Source organism: Streptomyces sp. NPDC041191 (assembly GCF_055591945.1).
Genome location: NZ_JBVIZC010000008.1, coordinates 139,146 through 156,141 on the forward strand (window position 1 = coordinate 139,146; position 16,996 = coordinate 156,141).

Below are 16,996 nucleotides of genomic sequence, written 5' to 3' on the forward strand. Positions count from 1 at the left end.
GGTCAACAAGGGTGCGTACATGGGGGAATGGGACGAAAGAACTCCTGTGTGTGGTGTCAGGGAGGCGTGAGAGAGTGGTGAACACCGGCGGGTCGCGCCACGCACCGCCGAGGGAACATGCAGGGGGGACACCTCATGAAGATCAACCGACGCCGTCACGTGCTCCGGGGAGCGCTCGTGGCCACCGCCGTCACCGTCGCGGCGGCGACCGCCGCCGGAACGGCCTTCGCCGCCGGCGCTCCGGACGGGACGGACCTGGCGCGGGCCAAGGCCAGGGCCGCCCACCGAGCTGCCGGAGCGCCGGCGGCGGGCACGTTCGGCGCCCAGGACGGCCAGGTGCAGACGCCCACCTTCCCGATGGTCGCGGTCCACAAGAAGACCGCCGAGCTGCACCTCTACATCCCGAACCTCCGGGGAGGCTTCGAGCCCGGTGAGAAGCTCGCCGGAGACTTCTCCTTCGTCGCCGGCTCGATCGACGCCGACAACGACAAGGACGGCTTCGCCGAGAGCTCCTGGCACCTCTACAAGGACGGCTCGATCGACCACATCTCGGTCGTCGGGGACGACGTCCAGGTCAAGACCGTCGGCACCGGCTGGAACATCTACGGCACGGTCCTCTCGCCGGGGAACCTCGGCGGGGCCAAGGAGGCCGACCTCCTCGGTCTCGACAGGTCCGGCGTCCTGTGGGAGTACCTCGCGTACCCGGACGGCCGTCTCGCCCCGCGCGTGCGCGTCGGCGGCGGCTGGGGCCAGTACGTCCAGATCGCCGGCCAGGGCGACCTGTCCGGTGACGGCAAGGCCGACATCGTCGCCCTGGACAAGGGCGGCGTCCTGTGGCTCTACAAGGGCACGGGCGACTACAAGGCCCCCTTCGCGGGCCGCACGAAGGTCGGCGGCGGGTGGAACGTGTACGACCGTCTGCTCTCCGTCGGTGACGTGGACAGCGACGGCAGGACGGACCTGATCGCGCGCAAGAAGAACGGCGACCTGCTCCGCTACTCGGGCACGGGCAGCGCCAAGGCCCCGTTCAAGGCGCCGGTCAAGATCGGATACGGCTTCCAGAACTTCAACCTGCTGTAAGCGGCGCGCCCGGGGCGGACGGTCTCCGTCCGCCCCGGGCCGGCGTCCCTCCGGTCCTCCGGTCCTCCGGTCCTCCGGTCCTCCGGTCCTCCGGTCCTCCGGTCCTCCGGTCCCCTGTCACAATTCTTGGTCTGGACCTTGACAGGTCCAGACCAATCGCGCTTCGCTGGCCCTTCCCGTACCCGGCCCCACCCGGAAGGACGAGCGATGCCCCGCACGTTGCTCACGCTGTTCGCCGCACTCTGTACGGCCCTCGGCCTGGCCGTACTCCTCCCCGCCGCCTCCGCCGGAGCGGCCCCCGCCTGCGCGGCCGCCTGGAGCCCCGCCACGGTCTACACCGGCGGCAAGACCGCCTCGTACAACGGGCACAACTGGTACGCGAAGTGGTGGACCCAGAACGAGACGCCCGGCGGTGCCTCCGGCGTCTGGCGCGACGAGGGCGTCTGCGGCACGGGCGGCGGAGGTGACGACGGCGGCCAGAACACCGGATTCGTCGTCTCCGAGGCCCAGTTCAACCAGATGTTCCCGAACCGGAACCCGTTCTACACGTACGCCGGCCTGGTCAACGCCCTCAAGTCGTACCCCGCCTTCGCCACCACCGGCAGCGACACGGTGAAGAAGCAGGAGGCCGCGGCCTTCCTCGCCAACGTCTCCCACGAGACCGCCGGGCTCTACTACATCGTCGAGCAGAACACGGCCAACTACCCCCACTACTGCGACGCGGGCAAGCCCTACGGCTGCCCCGCCGGCCAGGCCGCCTACTACGGCCGCGGCCCCATCCAGCTCTCCTGGAACTTCAACTACAAGGCCGCCGGTGACGCCCTCGGCATCGACCTCCTGAACAACCCCTGGCGCGTCGAGCAGGACCCGGCCGTCGCCATGGCCACCGGCCTCTGGTACTGGAACACCCAGAACGGCCCCGGCACCATGACCCCCCACAACGCCATGGTCAACGGCGCGGGCTTCGGCGAGACGATCCGCTCGATCAACGGCACCCTGGAGTGCAACGGCGGCAACCCGGCCCAGGTGCAGAGCCGGGTCACCAAGTACCAGCAGTTCACCCAGATCCTGGGCGTCCCGACCGGCGCGAACCTGTACTGCTGACGGTCAGATCTGCCACGCGACGAACGCGGACCAGGCGGCGGGCTCCACGGCGAACGTGGGCCCGCCGTCGTGCTGCTTGGAGTCACGGAGGTGCACGGCGTGCGTGCAGGTGGCGACCTCGACGCAGTCACCGCCGTTGGAGTTGCTGTACGAGGACGTGCGCCAGTCGAAGGCGATCTCGACGCAGTTGCCGCCGTTGGAGTTGCTGTAGCTGGACTTGTACCAGTGCAGGGTCTTGCTCATGTTCCCTCTCCCGCCAACCGCTCGATGAGGCCCAGTGAGGCACGAGGGTCCAGGGCCTGTGCCCGGATCTTCGCATAGCGCTGGGCGTACGTGCTCACCTTCACAGGGTCGGTGATCAGCACGCTCTCGTCCTGGATCTCCAGATAGACGAGACGGGTGTGCTCGTCGGTCTCGACCAGATTCAATTCACCCGAGTCACCTGCGTTCTCGCCGCCCAGACCAACATCGAGAGGCAGGATCTGGAGCGTGACGTTCTTACGCCGCGCGCACTCCGCCAGGTGGCGGTACTGCTCCCGCATGACCTCCTCGCTGCCGTACTTCCGCAGCAGCGCCGCCTCGTCCAGGATCAGTTCGATCAGCCGCAGCGGCTCCTTGCCGAAGATCACCTTGCGGTCCATCCGGGCCTTGACGAGCTCCTCGACCCGTTCCTCCGTGGGTGCCGGGTACCCACCCGCGATCTGCGCCCGCGCGTACGCCTCCGTCTGGAACAGCCCCTGGATGTTCGGGGTCGAGTACAGGCACAGGCTCCGTGCCGTCTGCTCGATCTGCGCGTAGTCCCTGAACAGCTCCGGCAGCTTCTCCAGCCGTACGAGCGGGCGCAGTTCCTCGAAGATGCCCGTCCCCTCCCCGAGCACCGCCTCCAGCCGCACCAGCATGCCGTCGCTCACCGGCTGGGCCAGGGTCTCCATGGCGCTGATCGCCGCTCCGGTGTACCCCATCATCGACCCCAGTTGCGGTTGCGTGAGCCCCTTCCGCACCCGCATTTTCTTCGCCACCGCCGCGACCGTCCGTGCCGCCGGACCCGCCGTTTCCTTGTTCTCCGCCCGCGCCATCCTGCTCCCCATTCGAGCTCAACCGGACTCAACCGGTCTCAACTGATCCCCGCTGAATTCAACTGCTCACAGGGGCAGTTGGCGCAGGTCAAGCGATTGCCGACGCACCCTCAGCAGTCCTGGAAAACGCTAGCGCCGACGCGGGAGCATGTCCCCGTGAACGAAGAGAACCGGGAAGTAAACGTGGGCTGGATTCCGGTTTCCGGATTTCAGCTCCGCAAGGCGGGCGTGCAATTCGACGCCGTTCGGGTCGACGGGGACGACGGGCGGAGGCTCGCCGACCGGATGGAGGCGCTCACGGGCGGCGATCCGGGGCCGGTGGTCATCGAGGCGAACGGGCGGCGCGGGGTGTACTTCCTGGTGCCGCCGGGGTCCACCTCGCACAAGTCGTGGCCGCGCGGCGTGACCCGGTTCAACTCCGGGCCGGCCCACGTGAGCTACGTACCGGTGCCCGCCCTGACCGGCCGGACCTGGCCGCTCGCGTGGCGGTGCCTCCCGACCGGGCCCGACCGGTTCGTGCACCCGCTGCTCCTGCGGAGCGCCGTCACGGAACTGCTGGCGCGGCGCCCGCTGCTCCCGGCCCAGCTTCCCCCGGGGCCGTGAGGGTCCGCGCGGGGTGCCGCCCCGTGGACGTCGTCGCCCCCCGAACCCGGGGCAACGTGTCGCGTTCCTCCCGCCCCCGGTGGACAGGATGGCCATGGCACCCCCCGCCCGCGCGTCCGTACCCTCGGGCGCATGACCCCTCACGCCGCACCCGACCCGCAGGCCGGTGCCGCCGTCAAGGCCGCCGACCGCGCGCACGTGTTCCACTCCTGGTCCGCCCAGGGACTGATCGACCCGCTCGCCGTCGCCGGCGCCGAGGGCTCGTACTTCTGGGACTACGACGGCAACCGCTACCTCGACTTCACCAGCGGCCTCGTCTTCACCAACATCGGCTACCAGCACCCCCGGGTCGTCGCCGCGATCCAGGAGCAGGCCGGGAAGCTCGCCACCTTCGCGCCCGCCTTCGCCGTGGACGTCCGCTCCGAGGCCGCACGCCTCATCGCCGAGCGCACCCCCGGCGACCTGGACAAGATCTTCTTCACCAACGGCGGCGCCGAGGCCGTCGAGAACGCCGTCCGCATGGCCCGGCTGCACACCGGCCGCACCAAGGTGCTCTCCGCCTACCGCTCGTACCACGGCGCCACCTCCACCGCCATCAACCTGACCGGCGACCCGCGCCGCTGGCCCTCCGACACCGCCTCCGCCGGCGTCGTGCACTTCTGGGCGCCCTTCCTCTACCGTTCGCCCTTCCACGCCACCACCGAGGCGGAGGAGTGCGCGCGGGCCCTCCAGCACCTGGAGGACACGATCGCCTTCGAGGGTCCGGCGACGATCGCCGCGATCGTCCTGGAGACGATCCCCGGCACCGCCGGGATCATGACCCCGCCGCCCGGCTACCTCCCCGGCGTGCGCGAGATCTGCGACAAGTACGGCATCGTCTTCGTCCTCGACGAGGTCATGGCCGGCTTCGGCCGCACCGGCGCGTGGTTCGCCGCCGACCACTTCGGCGTCGTGCCCGACCTGATGACCTTCGCCAAGGGCGTGAACTCCGGCTACGTGCCGCTCGGCGGCGTCGCCATCAGCGCCGAGATCGCCGCCACCTTCGACAGGCGCCCCTACCCCGGCGGCCTCACCTACTCCGGCCACCCGCTGGCCTGCGCCGCCGCCGTCGCCACCCTCCGGGTGATGGAGGAGGAGAAGGTCGTGGAGCACGCCGCGCACATCGGCGAGACCGTCCTCGGCCCCGGCCTGCGCGAACTGGCCGAACGCCACCCCTCCGTCGGCGAGGTGCGCGGCACCGGCGTCTTCTGGGCGCTCGACCTGGTGAGGAACAAGGAGACGCGCGAGCCGCTCGTCCCGTACAACGCCGCCGACGAGGCCAACGCGCCCATGGCCGCCTTCGCCGCCGCCGCGAAGAAGCACGGCCTGTGGCCCTTCGTGAACATGAACCGCACCCACGCCGTCCCCGCCTGCAACGTCTCCGAGGCGGAGGCCCGGGAGGGACTGGCGGCCCTGGACGCGGCCCTCTCGGTGGCCGACGAGCACACCGTCTGACCGGGGGCACCGCCCCGCCGCGTACCGGAGAGGTCTCCTCCGTCTGGACTAGGGTGTCCGCAGCCGGACGGAGGGGACCGACCACCATGCCCGCGAGCGGAGCCGTCACCCGCAGCACCCTGCGACAGCAGATCGCGGACGCGCTGCGTGACGAAGTGCTCGCGGGCCGTCTCCAGGCCGGGCGGGAGTTCACGGTCAAGCAGATCGCGGAGCAGTACGGGGTCTCGGCCACGCCCGTGCGGGAGGCCCTCGTGGACCTCTGCGCGCAGGGACTCCTCGACTCCGACCAGCACCGCGGCTTCCGCGTCCACGCGTACTCGGTGGACGACTACCGGCGGATGGTCGAGGCCCGGATGCTCGTGGTCGAGGGCGTCATCCGCCGCCGCCGCGCCGGTGTGCCGCCGCCCCGCACGGGCCCGGAACCCGCCCCCGGCATCGGGGTCGCGCTCGTCTCCGTGCGGCGCCGGGGCGAGGCGGCCGCGCGCGCGGCCCGCGCCGGCGACCTGGACGTCCTCGTCGGGTACGACATCCGCTACTGGCGCGAGCTGGGACACCTGATCGCCGCCAACGACCACCTCGTGGACTTCCTGCACCGGCTCCGCGTCCAGGCGTGGGCCTTCTCCGTGCCGCACCTGCGCTCCGAGCGGGACCTCCTGGGGTGGCTGTGGAGCGGCCACGTGGACCTGGTCGACGCGGTGACGCGCGGCGACGCGGAGGGCGCCGCGGAGGTCGTACGGACGTACGACGCGCACGCGCTGGAGTGGGCGGACCGGCTGGAGCGGCGGTCCGGATGACGGCTCCCCGCACGGCGGGCCGGGACCCGCGCGGGTTGAGGCCCCGCCTCCGGGGGCAGATCCCCGGGCAGGTGCCCGGAGGGCGGGCCCCGCCCTCCGCGCCCCACCACTCCGGCCGTCCCCGCGACGGCCGTCCCCGTGGCGATCGTCCCCGCGACGGCCGTCCCCCGACCACCGTCCCTGCAACCGCCGTCCCCGCGACTGACGGAGAGCGAGTCTCCCTTGGCCTGTGACCTGTGGCTGGTCCCCCTCGTCGACGTGCTGTGCCACAGCCCCGACAACCCCTTCGCCGAAGAGATAGCCGCCTACGACGCCGTCCTCAGCGCCTCCGGCCTGCCGACCGTGCCGGTCTACGCGTACATGCCGGGGCTCTCCGGCGACGTGGCCCCGGTCGCCGGCTTCGACTACGAGGCCCTGCACTTCCTGCGCCGCGCCTACCTGCTCCAGGTGTGCGGACTGCCCGTCGAACCGGTCGGGGAGCTGGGCGGGGACTACGAACAGCTCCTGGAGATGTTCGAGACGACCGCCCAGCAGTCGCACCTGGTGTGGCACTACGACTACGCGGGCGCGTACGTGCCGGTGGACTTCCCGGTGCCGCTCGCCAGCGACGAGCTCCTGGAGGGCGGCGGGCCGCTCGGCTCCTCGTACGGGCTGCTGCGGGAGCTGCAGTTCGTGGCGCCCTCGATCGGCATCGACCCGATGAACCCGCCCCCGGCCCCACTGCCCCCGGAGCGGCCGACCACCCTGGAGGAGCCGGCCGGGACCGTCCCGTACGACGACGGCCCCTTCGCCCGGGAGCGGCACGTGTGGCTGGGGCTGCACGCGGCGGCGACCCGGAGCCTGGCCCAGGGATCGATGATCATCCTGAGCTGATCCCGGCCGCGTCCCCGGCCCCCGGTTCCGGCTTCCGGTTCGGGCCCCCGGTCCCCGGCCTCCGTCTCCGGCCTTCCGGGTCTTTCCGGACCCTTCGGGGCCCCGGGCGGGGCCCGGCGGACCGGGAGCGGGTCCCGGGCGGGGTCCGGCGGACCGGGAGCGGGTCCCGGGCGGCCCCTACCGGGCCTCCGGGGGCCGCTGGCGCGGCATGTTCGGCCGGGTCACCGGCGGCATCGGGAAGCGCCCCGCCGGGTGGACGGGCTCCGTGCGGGGCGGCGTCACGCCCACCGACTGGAGGGCGAGCGGGGCCGGACCCGAACGGAACTCGACCATCCAGTCGGCGGTCTCCGCCCGCACCAGCTCCGTCACGTCCTCCGAGAAGCGCCGCAGCACGCCGAGGCAGCGCTCGGCCGCCTCGCTCGCGGTGCCCTCCGTGGGGCCCAGGACCTCCCGGACGCTCTCCGAGGCCCAGTCGAACTGGAGGGCCTGGAGCCGCCGCTGCACCGCCTGCGCCGTCGCCACGTCCCGCATCCAGCCGGACGTCAGCCCGAAGTACCGGTCGCAGGCGATGCAGGCCGCGCCCAGCAGCAGCGAGAGGTACCCCCAGCCGGCGGTGCCCGCCACCGCCCCGGTCAGGTCGAGCAGGGGCAGGGCGGCGCCCGCGATCACGCCGGCGGCCGTGCCGATCCGCAGGACACGGGCGGCGCGGCGCTTCCGGACGCGGTCGGTCAGGTACCACTCGGCGGTGCGGAGGGCGTGCGCCTCCATCCAGCGGTACAGCTCGTCGAGCCGTTCGGCCGGCTCGCCCCAGTCGCCCAGGGGGAAGGGCCTGCCGGTCAGGTCGCGCTGGACGTCTTCCCCGGGACGCCCCGGCGGCTGCATCTCCGGCTGCTGGCTCACCGGGGGACTCCTCTGTTCAGCTCAGCGCCTCTGGTTTCGTCCCGGCGCTCGTGTCGCTCATGTCACTCGTGTCCTGCTGTGCCGTGCGGTGCACGTGGTGCCCGCCCTTCCTACCGCCGAATGGTGGGCGACGGGCGCGGAATCCCAGGATTTCCGCCCGCAAGGAGGCGTTGATCAGGTAGGGGAGCCCCAGCCCTCTCACCCGAAAGAGTGGTGGAGGCGGGGCGGCCGGGGAACACGTAGGCTCGGCGTACCGACCTACGCGGACGACGCGGACGTGACCGTGCGGACGCGACGACGCACCGACCCTCAGGAGTGACCGTGATTCCCGGTGGTGGCCAGCCCAACATGCAGCAGCTTCTCCAGCAGGCCCAGAAGATGCAGCAGGATCTCGCCCGAGCCCAGGAGGAGCTGGCCGCCACCGAGGTCGAGGGCCAGGCGGGCGGCGGTCTGGTCAGGGCGACCGTCACCGGCTCCGGCGACCTGCGCGGCCTGGTGATCGACCCCAAGGCGGTCGACCCGGAGGACACCGAGACGCTGGCCGACCTGATCGTCGCCGCCGTGCAGGCCGCCAACGACAACGCGCAGCAGATCCAGCAGGCCAAGCTCGGCCCGCTGGCGCAGGGCATGGGCGGCATGCCGGGCCTGGGCTTCTGAGCCCCGGCACCCGGCGGGCTTACCAAGGCCCGCCCCTGCCACTACCGTAAGAATCAAGCACCGCCGAGAAGGGCGTTCCGTTGTACGAAGGCGTGGTTCAGGACCTCATCGACGAACTGGGCAGGCTGCCCGGCGTCGGTCCCAAGAGCGCGCAGCGGATCGCCTTCCACGTCCTCCAGGCCGAGCCGACGGACGTCCGCCGGCTCGCGCACGCCCTCCTGGAGGTCAAGGAGAAGGTCAGGTTCTGCGCCGTCTGCGGCAACGTGGCGCAGCAGGAGCAGTGCAACATCTGCCGGGACGCCCGCCGCGACCTGACCGTCATCTGCGTGGTCGAGGAGCCGAAGGACGTCGTGGCGATCGAGCGGACGCGCGAGTTCCGCGGCCGCTACCACGTCCTCGGCGGGGCGATCAGCCCCATTGAGGGCGTCGGCCCGGACGACCTGCGCGTCCGCGAGCTGCTGGCGCGGCTCGCGGACGGCACGGTCACCGAGCTGATCCTCGCGACCGACCCGAACCTGGAGGGCGAGGCCACCGCGACGTACCTGGCGCGGATGCTCAAGCCCATGGGCCTGAGGGTGACCCGGCTCGCGAGCGGGCTTCCGGTCGGCGGCGACCTGGAGTACGCGGACGAGGTGACGCTCGGCCGCGCCTTCGAGGGGCGCAGGCTGCTGGATGTATGACGACGAACCAGCCCACGCGTGGGTGCTCCGAGGAAGGCGGCTCGATGTCTGACCCCACACTGCACTCCGTCGCGCAGGACCCGGACGACTTCGCGGTCCAGATCGCCGACTCCGTCGAGAGCTTCATCGTCGCGACCACCGAGGTCGCCAGGGGCGACGAACCGGACAGCGCGGTGCCCTTCCTGCTCCTGGAGGTCTCCCAGCTCCTCCTGGCGGGCGGCCGGCTCGGCGCGCACGAGGACATCCTCCCGGAGGAGCAGTACGAGACGGACATCGGCCCGGAGCCGGACGTGGACGACCTGCGCGAGCGATTCGCCGCCCTCCTGGACCCGGTCGACGTCTTCTCGGAGGTCTTCGACCCGTACGAGCCCCGCAAGGCGCCGATCCCGGCCCGGATCTCGGACAACCTGGCCGACATCGTCGCCGACCTGCGCCACGGCCTGGCCCACTACCGGGCGGGCCGGACCAGCGAGGCCCTGTGGTGGTGGCAGTTCTCGTACTTCTCCAACTGGGGTCCCACCGCCTCCGCCACCCTCCGCGCCCTCCAGTCCCTCGTCGCCCACGTCCGCCTCGACCAGCCGCTGGCGGCCCTGGACGGCCTCGACACGGACGAGGACCTGACCGAGGACGACCTCGCGGAGGAGGCGGGCCGGGTGATGATCCAGGAGATCGCGGGACCGCTGGGGCTGAAGTCGCTGCGGAGCTGAGGGCCGCCCGACGGGGCCTTTCGCACGGGTGATCACGTACTGAGCGGCTTGTCTCAGCATGCGATACCTCGTAGGCGTTTTCGAGTCCCTCGATAGACTGAGCCGATCGCAGCACCGGCTGCGGCACAGACCGAGCGAGGAGCGCACGTGGGCCTTGTCGTGCAGAAGTACGGAGGCTCCTCCGTTGCCGATGCCGAAGGCATCAAGCGCGTCGCCAAGCGGATCGTGGACGCCAAGAAGAACGGCCACCAGGTGGTCGTCGTGGTTTCCGCGATGGGCGACACGACGGACGAGCTGATCGATCTCGCCGAGCAGGTATCCCCGATCCCTGCCGGACGCGAGTTCGACATGCTGCTGACCGCCGGAGAGCGGATCTCCATGGCCCTGCTGGCCATGGCGATCAAAAACCTGGGGCACGAGGCCCAGTCGTTCACCGGCAGCCAGGCCGGTGTCATCACCGACTCGGTCCACAACAAGGCGCGCATCATTGATGTCACGCCGGGCCGCATCCGCACCGCCCTCGACGAGGGCAACATCGCCATCGTCGCCGGCTTCCAGGGCGTGTCCCAGGACAAGAAGGACATCACCACCCTGGGCCGCGGCGGCTCCGACACCACGGCCGTGGCGCTCGCCGCCGCGCTCGACGCCGAGGTCTGCGAGATCTACACCGACGTCGACGGCGTGTTCACCGCCGACCCGCGCGTGGTGAAGAAGGCGAAGAAGATCGACTGGATCTCCTTCGAGGACATGCTGGAGCTCGCCGCCTCCGGCTCCAAGGTGCTGCTGCACCGCTGCGTCGAGTACGCGCGTCGCTACAACATCCCGATCCACGTCCGTTCGTCCTTCTCGGGACTCCGGGGCACATGGGTCAGCAACGAACCGCAAGGAGCCCAGAAGGTGGAGCAGGCCATCATCTCGGGTGTCGCCCACGACACCTCCGAGGCGAAGATCACCGTCGTCGGCGTGCCGGACAAGCCGGGCGAGGCCGCGGCCATCTTCCGGGCCGTCGCGGACGCCGAGATCAACATCGACATGATCGTGCAGAACGTGTCCGCCGCCGCCACCGGCCTCACCGACATCTCCTTCACCCTCCCCAAGGCCGAGGGCCACAAGGCCATCGACGCCCTGGAGAAGGCGAAGGGCTCGATCGGCTTCGACTCGCTGCGCTACGACGACCAGATCGGCAAGATCTCCCTGGTCGGCGCCGGTATGAAGACCAACCCGGGCGTCACCGCGGACTTCTTCCGCGCGCTCTCCGACGCGGGCGTGAACATCGAGCTGATCTCGACCTCCGAGATCCGCATCTCGGTCGTCACCCGCGCCGACGACGTCAACGAGGCCGTGCGCGCCGTGCACACCGCCTTCGGCCTGGACAGCGACTCGGACGAGGCCGTCGTCTACGGGGGCACCGGACGGTGACCCGGAAGCCGGCGTCCGCGGTCGTGGAGACGACGGCGGGCGTCGGCTCCGTGATGCCGGTCCTGTGACGGACCGGCCCCGGCCTTCTCTCCCCCGGCCTTCTGCCCCCGGCCCTCTTCCTCCCCGGCGCGGTCGTGCCCCGATGAGCACGGCGGGCCGCCGCCGTCCGCGCCCGGCCCCCGTGCCCCGGCTCTCCTCCTCCGTCGCTCCGGGCCCCCGCGGAACGCTGAACAGTCGTCACGGTCTTGTGGAACGTGTGAACAAGCTGTGAGCAATTAACTGTCAGAAACCCCTTGAACTGCGGTGATGCCGTGGTTGACGATGCTCTTCCCCTTTTCCGCAACCAGAAGTTGAACAAGGCGCGTCTTTGCGGGCACTCACGGCCACGGTGCGAGGGGCACATCGGGGAAGCGGAGCGGGCGGCCCATCGGGGCATCGGGGGAGAACGGTTACGCATGAGGACGAACAACCCGCCGTCGGAAAAGACGGCGTGCGCGTACAACCCTGCCGGGGGGAACCGGGTCCAACAGGCGTGGCAAAGGTACTCGACATCGCGACCATTGCCCCGCCAGGCGGCGGGGGCACGGCGGTGCTCCCCGCGCGGAGCGTCCCCGTCGGCGCCGTACGCGGCTCCGCGTCCGGCCTGTTCGGGCGTCCGCGCGCACTCGACGGGGTGCCGGTGATCGCCTCCGTGTCCACCGCTTCCCGGGCCACGGAGGTGGACGGCATCCCTTCGCCCCGCACGAGCGCCGAAGGCTCCCCGGCCGTCGGCACCACCGTCGATCACCTCACCGAGACCTACCGCGCCCACTACCGGTCGCTGCTCGGTCTCGCCGCACTGCTCCTCGACGACACGGCCTCCTGCGAGGACGTGGTCCAGGAGGCGTTCATCCGCGTCCACTCGGCCCGCAAGCGGGTGCGTGAGCCCGAGAAGACGCTCGCCTACCTGCGCCAGACCGTCGTGAACCTCTCCCGGTCCACGCTGCGCCGCCGCATCCTCGGCCTCAAGCTCCTGTCCAAGCCGATGCCGGACATGGCCAGCGCGGAGGAGGGGGCGTACGACCTGCTGGAGCGCGACGACCTGATCAAGGCGATGCGCGGCCTCCAGCGGCGGCAGCGCGAGGTGCTCGTCCTGCGGTACTTCGCGGACATGACCGAGGTCCAGGTCGCCGAGACGCTGGGGATATCCCTGGGTTCGGTGAAGGCGTACGGCTCGCGGGGCATCGCGGCGCTGCGCGTCGTGATGGGAGCGACGTCATGAGCGGAGTGCGCGACGGGAACGGGACGCCCCCCGAGGAGGGCGCCGTTCCGGAGGACGGAGTGTCACCGGGGGACGCCGTGTCACAGGAAGAGGGCATGCCACCGGAGGAAGCCGCGTCGGAGGAAGCCGCGTCGGCGGAAGCCGCGTCGGCGGGAGACGGCGCGTCGGCGGGAGACAGGGCGCCGGCGGGAGGCAGGGCGCCGGCGGGGAACGGTGCGCCGGCCGGGGACGGTCTGTCGGCGGCGGAGTACGGGGTCCTCGGGAGCCGTGGGATCGTCGGGAGTTCCGGGGCCGCCCGGAGCCCCGGGTCCCGGGTCCGGGAAGAACGTGACGAGCTGAGTGGACGGCGCATGAGGAAGATCGAGCCCGGACCCGGCGAGAGCGACGGCGACGACGAGCTGGCGCTGCGGCGGATGCTCCAGGGCGCCGTCGCGGGACTGGACCCCTCTCCCGGCTCGCTGGAACACCTGCGCCGCGCCGTGCCCGCCCGGCGTGCCCGCAAGCGGCAGGCCCTCGTGGGCGCCGCGGCCGCCGCGGTCCTCATCGGAACGGCCGTTCCCGCCTTCGTGCACGTCGCCGCCTCCGGGGGCACCACCACCGCCAGCCCCGTGAACGCGGGCCACGGCGAGGAGACCCAGGGCGGCACCGGCATCGAGACCGGGGTCGAGGGCGGCAAGAGCGCCAGGACTCCCACGAGCAGTGCCTCCCCGACGGGGGCCGGGGCCGACGATCCCTCCGGCAGGCCGCGGCGGTCCGGAACGGGCCCCGCGGACGACGGCCCGGAGAACGCGCAGAGCCCGGCCGCCGGTGCCGGCCGGTGCACCGCCGGCCAGCTCGGCGTCAGCGCCGCGTACGCCGGAGGGGCCGACGCCGACGGCAAGGTGCACGGCGGCTTCCGCGTCGCCAACGTCTCCGGCCGTTCCTGCCGCGTGGACGGCGCCGGTCTCATCGGCTTCGAGGCCCGGGGGGCGGCCGATCCGGGCCGCATCTCGGTGATCCGGCACGCTTCCGGCGACGGGAGCGGACTGCCCGCCCCCTCGCGGGAGTCGTCCACGCTCCTCCTGAAGCCGAACGGCTCCTACGAGGTGAGGTTCGTCTGGGTGCCGAGCGAGACCTGTCCGGCGACGGGGACCACTCCCACCCCCACGCCGACCGTTCCGAGCGAGCCCCCGACCACCCCGCCCGCGACGACCACCCCGTCGGCCGAGCCGGACAGCCCCGGCCCCACCCCGGGCACCGGATCCGGCGGTGCCGGTGGCGCCGACGGCGGTCCCGGCCCGGAAGCGGGTGCGGGTGCGGGTGCGGAGGGCGGTCCGGCCCCCCAGCTAATCCGCGCGGACGACGCCCCGGCGGCCGGCAGCGTCGTGGTCGGTCACACCGCCGAGCCAGGCGGCCCCTCCGCGTCGGTGACCATCCCCTCCGCCTGTTACGGCACCCTCTACCGCACAGGGCTCCTGGGCGCCTCCTGAGAAGGGAGCCGCCGGGACCCCGCGGACCCGGCGCCCCGTCGCGGAACGCGTCCGGGACCCCGCACCCCGGCGGCCCCGTCGCGGAAGCGCGGGGCACGCCGGACCGGCGGACCGCCGGTCTGATCCGGCGCCCGGACAAAGCCCGGCGCCCGGACAAAGCCCGGCGCCCGGACAAAGCCCGGCGCCCGGGCCCGCCCGTCGTCCCGCCCGGTTCCTACAGGCCCAGGGCCTCGTCGCGGGACGCCTCCGCCTCGCGGCGCACGAGGCGGAACCACATGAAGAGGACGAAGCCGGCGAAGACGAACCACTCCGCCGTGTAGCCGAGGTTCTGGAACGCCTTCGCGTCCAGGCCCGTGCCCGCGGCGGCCGCCGCCGGGACCGGGGTGAGCCCGGCGGGGGAGTCCGTGAGGGTGACCCAGGCGTCGTAGACGTCGTCCGACACCACGTTCACCAGGGCCGCCGCGCTGATCATGCCGAGCTGCCCCTCCGGCAGCCCGCCCGCCGTGCGCACGCCCTTCGTGCCCGGGTTCTCCGACGCCTGGAGCGCGCCCACCACCGTGACCTCGCCGGACGGCGGAGCGGGCGCCTTCGCGCCCGTGGGCAGCCACCCCCGGACCACCGGCAGGGACCGGCCGCCGTCCGTCCGCAGCAGCGTCAGGACGTACGAGCCGTTCCTGCCGTCCAGCTCGCGGTCCGGCACCAGGAACTGCTCCCCGAAACGCCCGCGCGCCTCCGCCGGGCGGCCCGAGGTCTCCTTGTCCACCGGCAGCAGGGAGTCCAGCGGCTCGGCCTTCAGCGTGCTCGCGGGGGGCCGGTTCCCGGCCTCTCGGTGGGAGTCGACGCGGTCCTCGAACTTCCCCAGTTGCCAGGTCCCCATGAAGACGCAGAACGGGATCGCGAGGAGGACGAAGACGTTGATCCCCCACCAGCGGGGTGTTCTCAGGAACCGGTACACCCCCCCACGGTACGCAAGACGGCTCAGCTCCCCGCCGTCCGGGTCCCCGTGTCCACCACCCCGACCTCCGTGTCCGCCGCCCCGGCCCCCGTGTCCACCGGCCGGGTCCCCAGGTGCTTCGCGGCGAACGCGAGGTCCAGGGCGACCTGCTTGATCCGCTCCTCCACCACCAGGGAGCCGTGGCCCGCGTCGTACCGGTACACCTCGTGGACCGCGCCCCGGGCCGCGAGCCGGTCGACGTAGTTGTCGATCTGGCGGATCGGGCAGCGCGGGTCGTTGACGCCGGCCGAGATGTGCACCGGCGCCTTCACCGCGTCCACATACGTCAGCGGCGACGAGGCCGCGTACCGCTCGGGCACTTCTTCCGGAGAGCCGCCCAGGAGCGTCCGGTCCAGGGCCTTCAGGGCCTCCATCTCGTCCTCGTACGCCGTCACGTAGTCCGCGACCGGGACCGCCGCGAGGCCGACCGACCAGGAGTCCGGCCGGGTGCCCAGGCCGAGGAGCGTGAGGTAGCCGCCCCACGAGCCGCCGGAGAGGACCAGCCGCTCCGGGTCCGCGAGCCCGCTCGCCACCGCCCACGCGCGCACCGCCTCGATGTCCTCCAGCTCGATCAGGCCGACCCGGTGCTTGAGCGCGTCCGTCCACTCCCGGCCGTACCCCGTCGAGCCCCGGTAGTTCACCCGCACCACCGCGTATCCGTGGTCCAGCCAGGCCGCCGGGCCCGACGCGAAGGCGTCGCTGTCGTGCCAGGCCGGACCGCCGTGCACCTCGAAGACCGTGGGGAACGGCCCCGCGCCCTCCGCCGGGCGCTGCACGAGCGCGTGGACCCTGCCGCCGGGCCCGTCCACCCACACGTCCTCCACCGGTACCGACGGCGGCGCCTTCGGGCCGGGCGGGTCGAGGACGACGGCACCGGTCGTGGAGCGCACCACCGGCGGCTCGGCGGCCGAGGACCACAGGTACTCCACGCTCCCGTCCGGCCGGGCCGTCGCGCTCGACACGGAACCGGCCGGGGTCTCCACCCGCACCAGCGCGCCGGTGGCGATCTCGTACCGCCACAGCTCGCTGCGGGCCTCGTAGCCGTGCACGATCAGCAGGCCCGAACCGTCCGGGTACCACTCCGCCGACACGTCGCCCGGCAGGTCGAGCCGCAGGTCCGTCTCGGTGCCCGTCGCCACGTCCCAGAGCATCGGCTCCCACCGTCCGCGCCGCTGGTGGCCGACGAGCAGCCGGGTGTCACCGGCGGCCGGCGCGAAGCCGAGGACCGTGAGCCCCAGCTCCTCCGTACCGCCCTTGGTGTCGTCCAGCTCCGCCACCACGCTCGCGTCCGAGGCGCGCAGCACCCGCAGCGCCGAGTGCATCGCGTCCCCGTGCTCGGTGTGCTCGATCGCGATCAGCGAGCCGTCGTACGACAGGTCCCCGACCCCGGCCGACTCCCGGTGCCGGTAGATCTCGACCGGGGCGGCGGCCCCGGGGCGTACGAGATGGACCGTCGAGCCGTCCTCGTCCGTGGAGCGGCCCACCACGAGCGTGCCCTCCCGGCCGACGGCCAGACCGGCCGGATAGGAGGGGGCCAGGTCCGGCACGGCCGGCTCGTCCGCGCCGCCCGCGAACGGCTGCCGCATCCACACCCCGAACTCGTCCCCGTCGGTGTCGGCGAACCACCAGATCCACTCGCCGTCCGGGGACAGCGTCCCGTCCGTCGTCCCGTTGGGCCGGTCCGTGACCTGCCGCTGCTCCCCGGTCGCCCGGTCCCACGCGTACAGCTCGTACGTCCCCGTCGCGTTGGACACGAACAGTGAACGGTCCGGGGCCTCCTCGGCCCATTCGGGCAGGGAGACGCGGGGTGCCCGGAAGCGCTGCTCCCAGACGGGGGTGTCGAATTCCTTGCTCTCGGTAGTCATGGCATCCATCATGCTCCGCG

General features: G+C 72.3%; 17 protein-coding genes. 12 read left to right on the forward strand and 5 right to left on the reverse strand.

The genetic code is table 11. From position 1 onward, the window contains the following. Positions 1-135: 135 nt before the first annotated feature. The gene (locus ACZ6AQ_RS17510; RefSeq protein WP_468760570.1) at positions 136-1,080 is read left to right on the forward strand and encodes an FG-GAP repeat domain-containing protein; all 945 of its coding nucleotides are present in this window, start codon (positions 136-138) and stop codon (positions 1,078-1,080) included. Between the two features lie 207 nt (positions 1,081-1,287). Continuing rightward, positions 1,288-2,184: a glycoside hydrolase family 19 protein gene (locus tag ACZ6AQ_RS17515; RefSeq protein ID WP_468760571.1), complete on the forward strand. Its 897-nt coding sequence runs from the start codon at positions 1,288-1,290 to the stop codon at positions 2,182-2,184. 3 nt (positions 2,185-2,187) lie between these two features. Here ACZ6AQ_RS17515 and ACZ6AQ_RS17520 read toward each other — a convergent pair whose 3' ends face one another. Together ACZ6AQ_RS17520 and ACZ6AQ_RS17525 are read right to left on the reverse strand one after the other, a co-directional pair. Beyond that, positions 2,188-2,427, reverse strand: coding sequence for a DUF397 domain-containing protein (locus ACZ6AQ_RS17520; RefSeq protein WP_468760572.1), 240 nt, complete (start codon positions 2,425-2,427; stop codon positions 2,188-2,190). Then, positions 2,424-3,260: a helix-turn-helix domain-containing protein gene (locus ACZ6AQ_RS17525; RefSeq protein ID WP_468760731.1), complete on the reverse strand. Its 837-nt coding sequence runs from the start codon at positions 3,258-3,260 to the stop codon at positions 2,424-2,426. Before ACZ6AQ_RS17525 ends, ACZ6AQ_RS17520 begins: the two co-directional genes overlap by 4 nt. Positions 3,261-3,416: 156 nt before the next feature. Between ACZ6AQ_RS17525 and ACZ6AQ_RS17530 the strand changes: the two genes are divergently transcribed. From ACZ6AQ_RS17530 to ACZ6AQ_RS17545, 4 genes are all read left to right on the forward strand, one after another. Beyond that, complete coding sequence (locus ACZ6AQ_RS17530) at positions 3,417-3,863, forward strand: hypothetical protein (RefSeq protein ID WP_468760573.1); 447 nt, start codon at positions 3,417-3,419, stop codon at positions 3,861-3,863. Between the two features lie 132 nt (positions 3,864-3,995). Beyond that, complete coding sequence (locus ACZ6AQ_RS17535; protein WP_468760574.1) at positions 3,996-5,357, forward strand: aminotransferase class III-fold pyridoxal phosphate-dependent enzyme; 1,362 nt, start codon at positions 3,996-3,998, stop codon at positions 5,355-5,357. Between the two features lie 86 nt (positions 5,358-5,443). After that, positions 5,444-6,151, forward strand: coding sequence for a GntR family transcriptional regulator (locus ACZ6AQ_RS17540; RefSeq protein WP_468760575.1), 708 nt, complete (start codon positions 5,444-5,446; stop codon positions 6,149-6,151). Between the two features lie 222 nt (positions 6,152-6,373). Then, a complete protein-coding gene (locus ACZ6AQ_RS17545) occupies positions 6,374-7,024 on the forward strand; it encodes a hypothetical protein (RefSeq protein WP_388691180.1) in 651 nt (216 codons plus the stop codon). A 177-nt stretch (positions 7,025-7,201) separates the two neighbouring features. Here ACZ6AQ_RS17545 and ACZ6AQ_RS17550 read toward each other — a convergent pair whose 3' ends face one another. After that, positions 7,202-7,906 carry an SLATT domain-containing protein gene (locus ACZ6AQ_RS17550; RefSeq protein ID WP_468760732.1) on the reverse strand — a complete coding sequence of 235 codons (705 nt, stop codon included), beginning with the start codon at positions 7,904-7,906 and terminating at the stop codon, positions 7,202-7,204. Between the two features lie 339 nt (positions 7,907-8,245). Between ACZ6AQ_RS17550 and ACZ6AQ_RS17555 the strand changes: the two genes are divergently transcribed. The 6 genes from ACZ6AQ_RS17555 (at position 8,246) to ACZ6AQ_RS17580 (ending at position 14,117) form a co-directional block, all read left to right on the forward strand. Continuing rightward, positions 8,246-8,581: a YbaB/EbfC family nucleoid-associated protein gene (locus ACZ6AQ_RS17555; protein WP_388691177.1), complete on the forward strand. Its 336-nt coding sequence runs from the start codon at positions 8,246-8,248 to the stop codon at positions 8,579-8,581. 80 nt (positions 8,582-8,661) lie between these two features. Then, the gene (recR, locus tag ACZ6AQ_RS17560; RefSeq protein ID WP_468760576.1) at positions 8,662-9,261 is read left to right on the forward strand and encodes a recombination mediator RecR; all 600 of its coding nucleotides are present in this window, start codon (positions 8,662-8,664) and stop codon (positions 9,259-9,261) included. 44 nt (positions 9,262-9,305) lie between these two features. Beyond that, the gene (locus ACZ6AQ_RS17565; protein WP_388691171.1) at positions 9,306-9,968 is read left to right on the forward strand and encodes a DUF5063 domain-containing protein; all 663 of its coding nucleotides are present in this window, start codon (positions 9,306-9,308) and stop codon (positions 9,966-9,968) included. A gap of 147 nt (positions 9,969-10,115) precedes the next feature. Then, on the forward strand, positions 10,116-11,387 hold the full coding sequence (locus tag ACZ6AQ_RS17570; protein ID WP_468760577.1) for an aspartate kinase: 1,272 nt from the start codon (positions 10,116-10,118) through the stop codon (positions 11,385-11,387). Between the two features lie 532 nt (positions 11,388-11,919). Next, a complete protein-coding gene (locus ACZ6AQ_RS17575) occupies positions 11,920-12,648 on the forward strand; it encodes a SigE family RNA polymerase sigma factor (protein WP_468760578.1) in 729 nt (242 codons plus the stop codon). Positions 12,649-12,998: 350 nt separating this feature from the next. Beyond that, positions 12,999-14,117 (forward strand): hypothetical protein, encoded by a 1,119-nt coding sequence (locus tag ACZ6AQ_RS17580; protein WP_468760579.1) that lies wholly within the window; start codon positions 12,999-13,001, stop codon positions 14,115-14,117. Between the two features lie 214 nt (positions 14,118-14,331). On the opposite strand, the gene ACZ6AQ_RS17585 is transcribed toward ACZ6AQ_RS17580, so the two are convergent. Together ACZ6AQ_RS17585 and ACZ6AQ_RS17590 are read right to left on the reverse strand one after the other, a co-directional pair. Continuing rightward, positions 14,332-15,072 (reverse strand): SURF1 family protein, encoded by a 741-nt coding sequence (locus ACZ6AQ_RS17585; RefSeq protein ID WP_388691164.1) that lies wholly within the window; start codon positions 15,070-15,072, stop codon positions 14,332-14,334. Positions 15,073-15,095: 23 nt separating this feature from the next. Further along, on the reverse strand, positions 15,096-16,985 hold the full coding sequence (locus ACZ6AQ_RS17590) for a S9 family peptidase (protein WP_468760580.1): 1,890 nt from the start codon (positions 16,983-16,985) through the stop codon (positions 15,096-15,098). Positions 16,986-16,996: the final 11 nt, after the last annotated feature.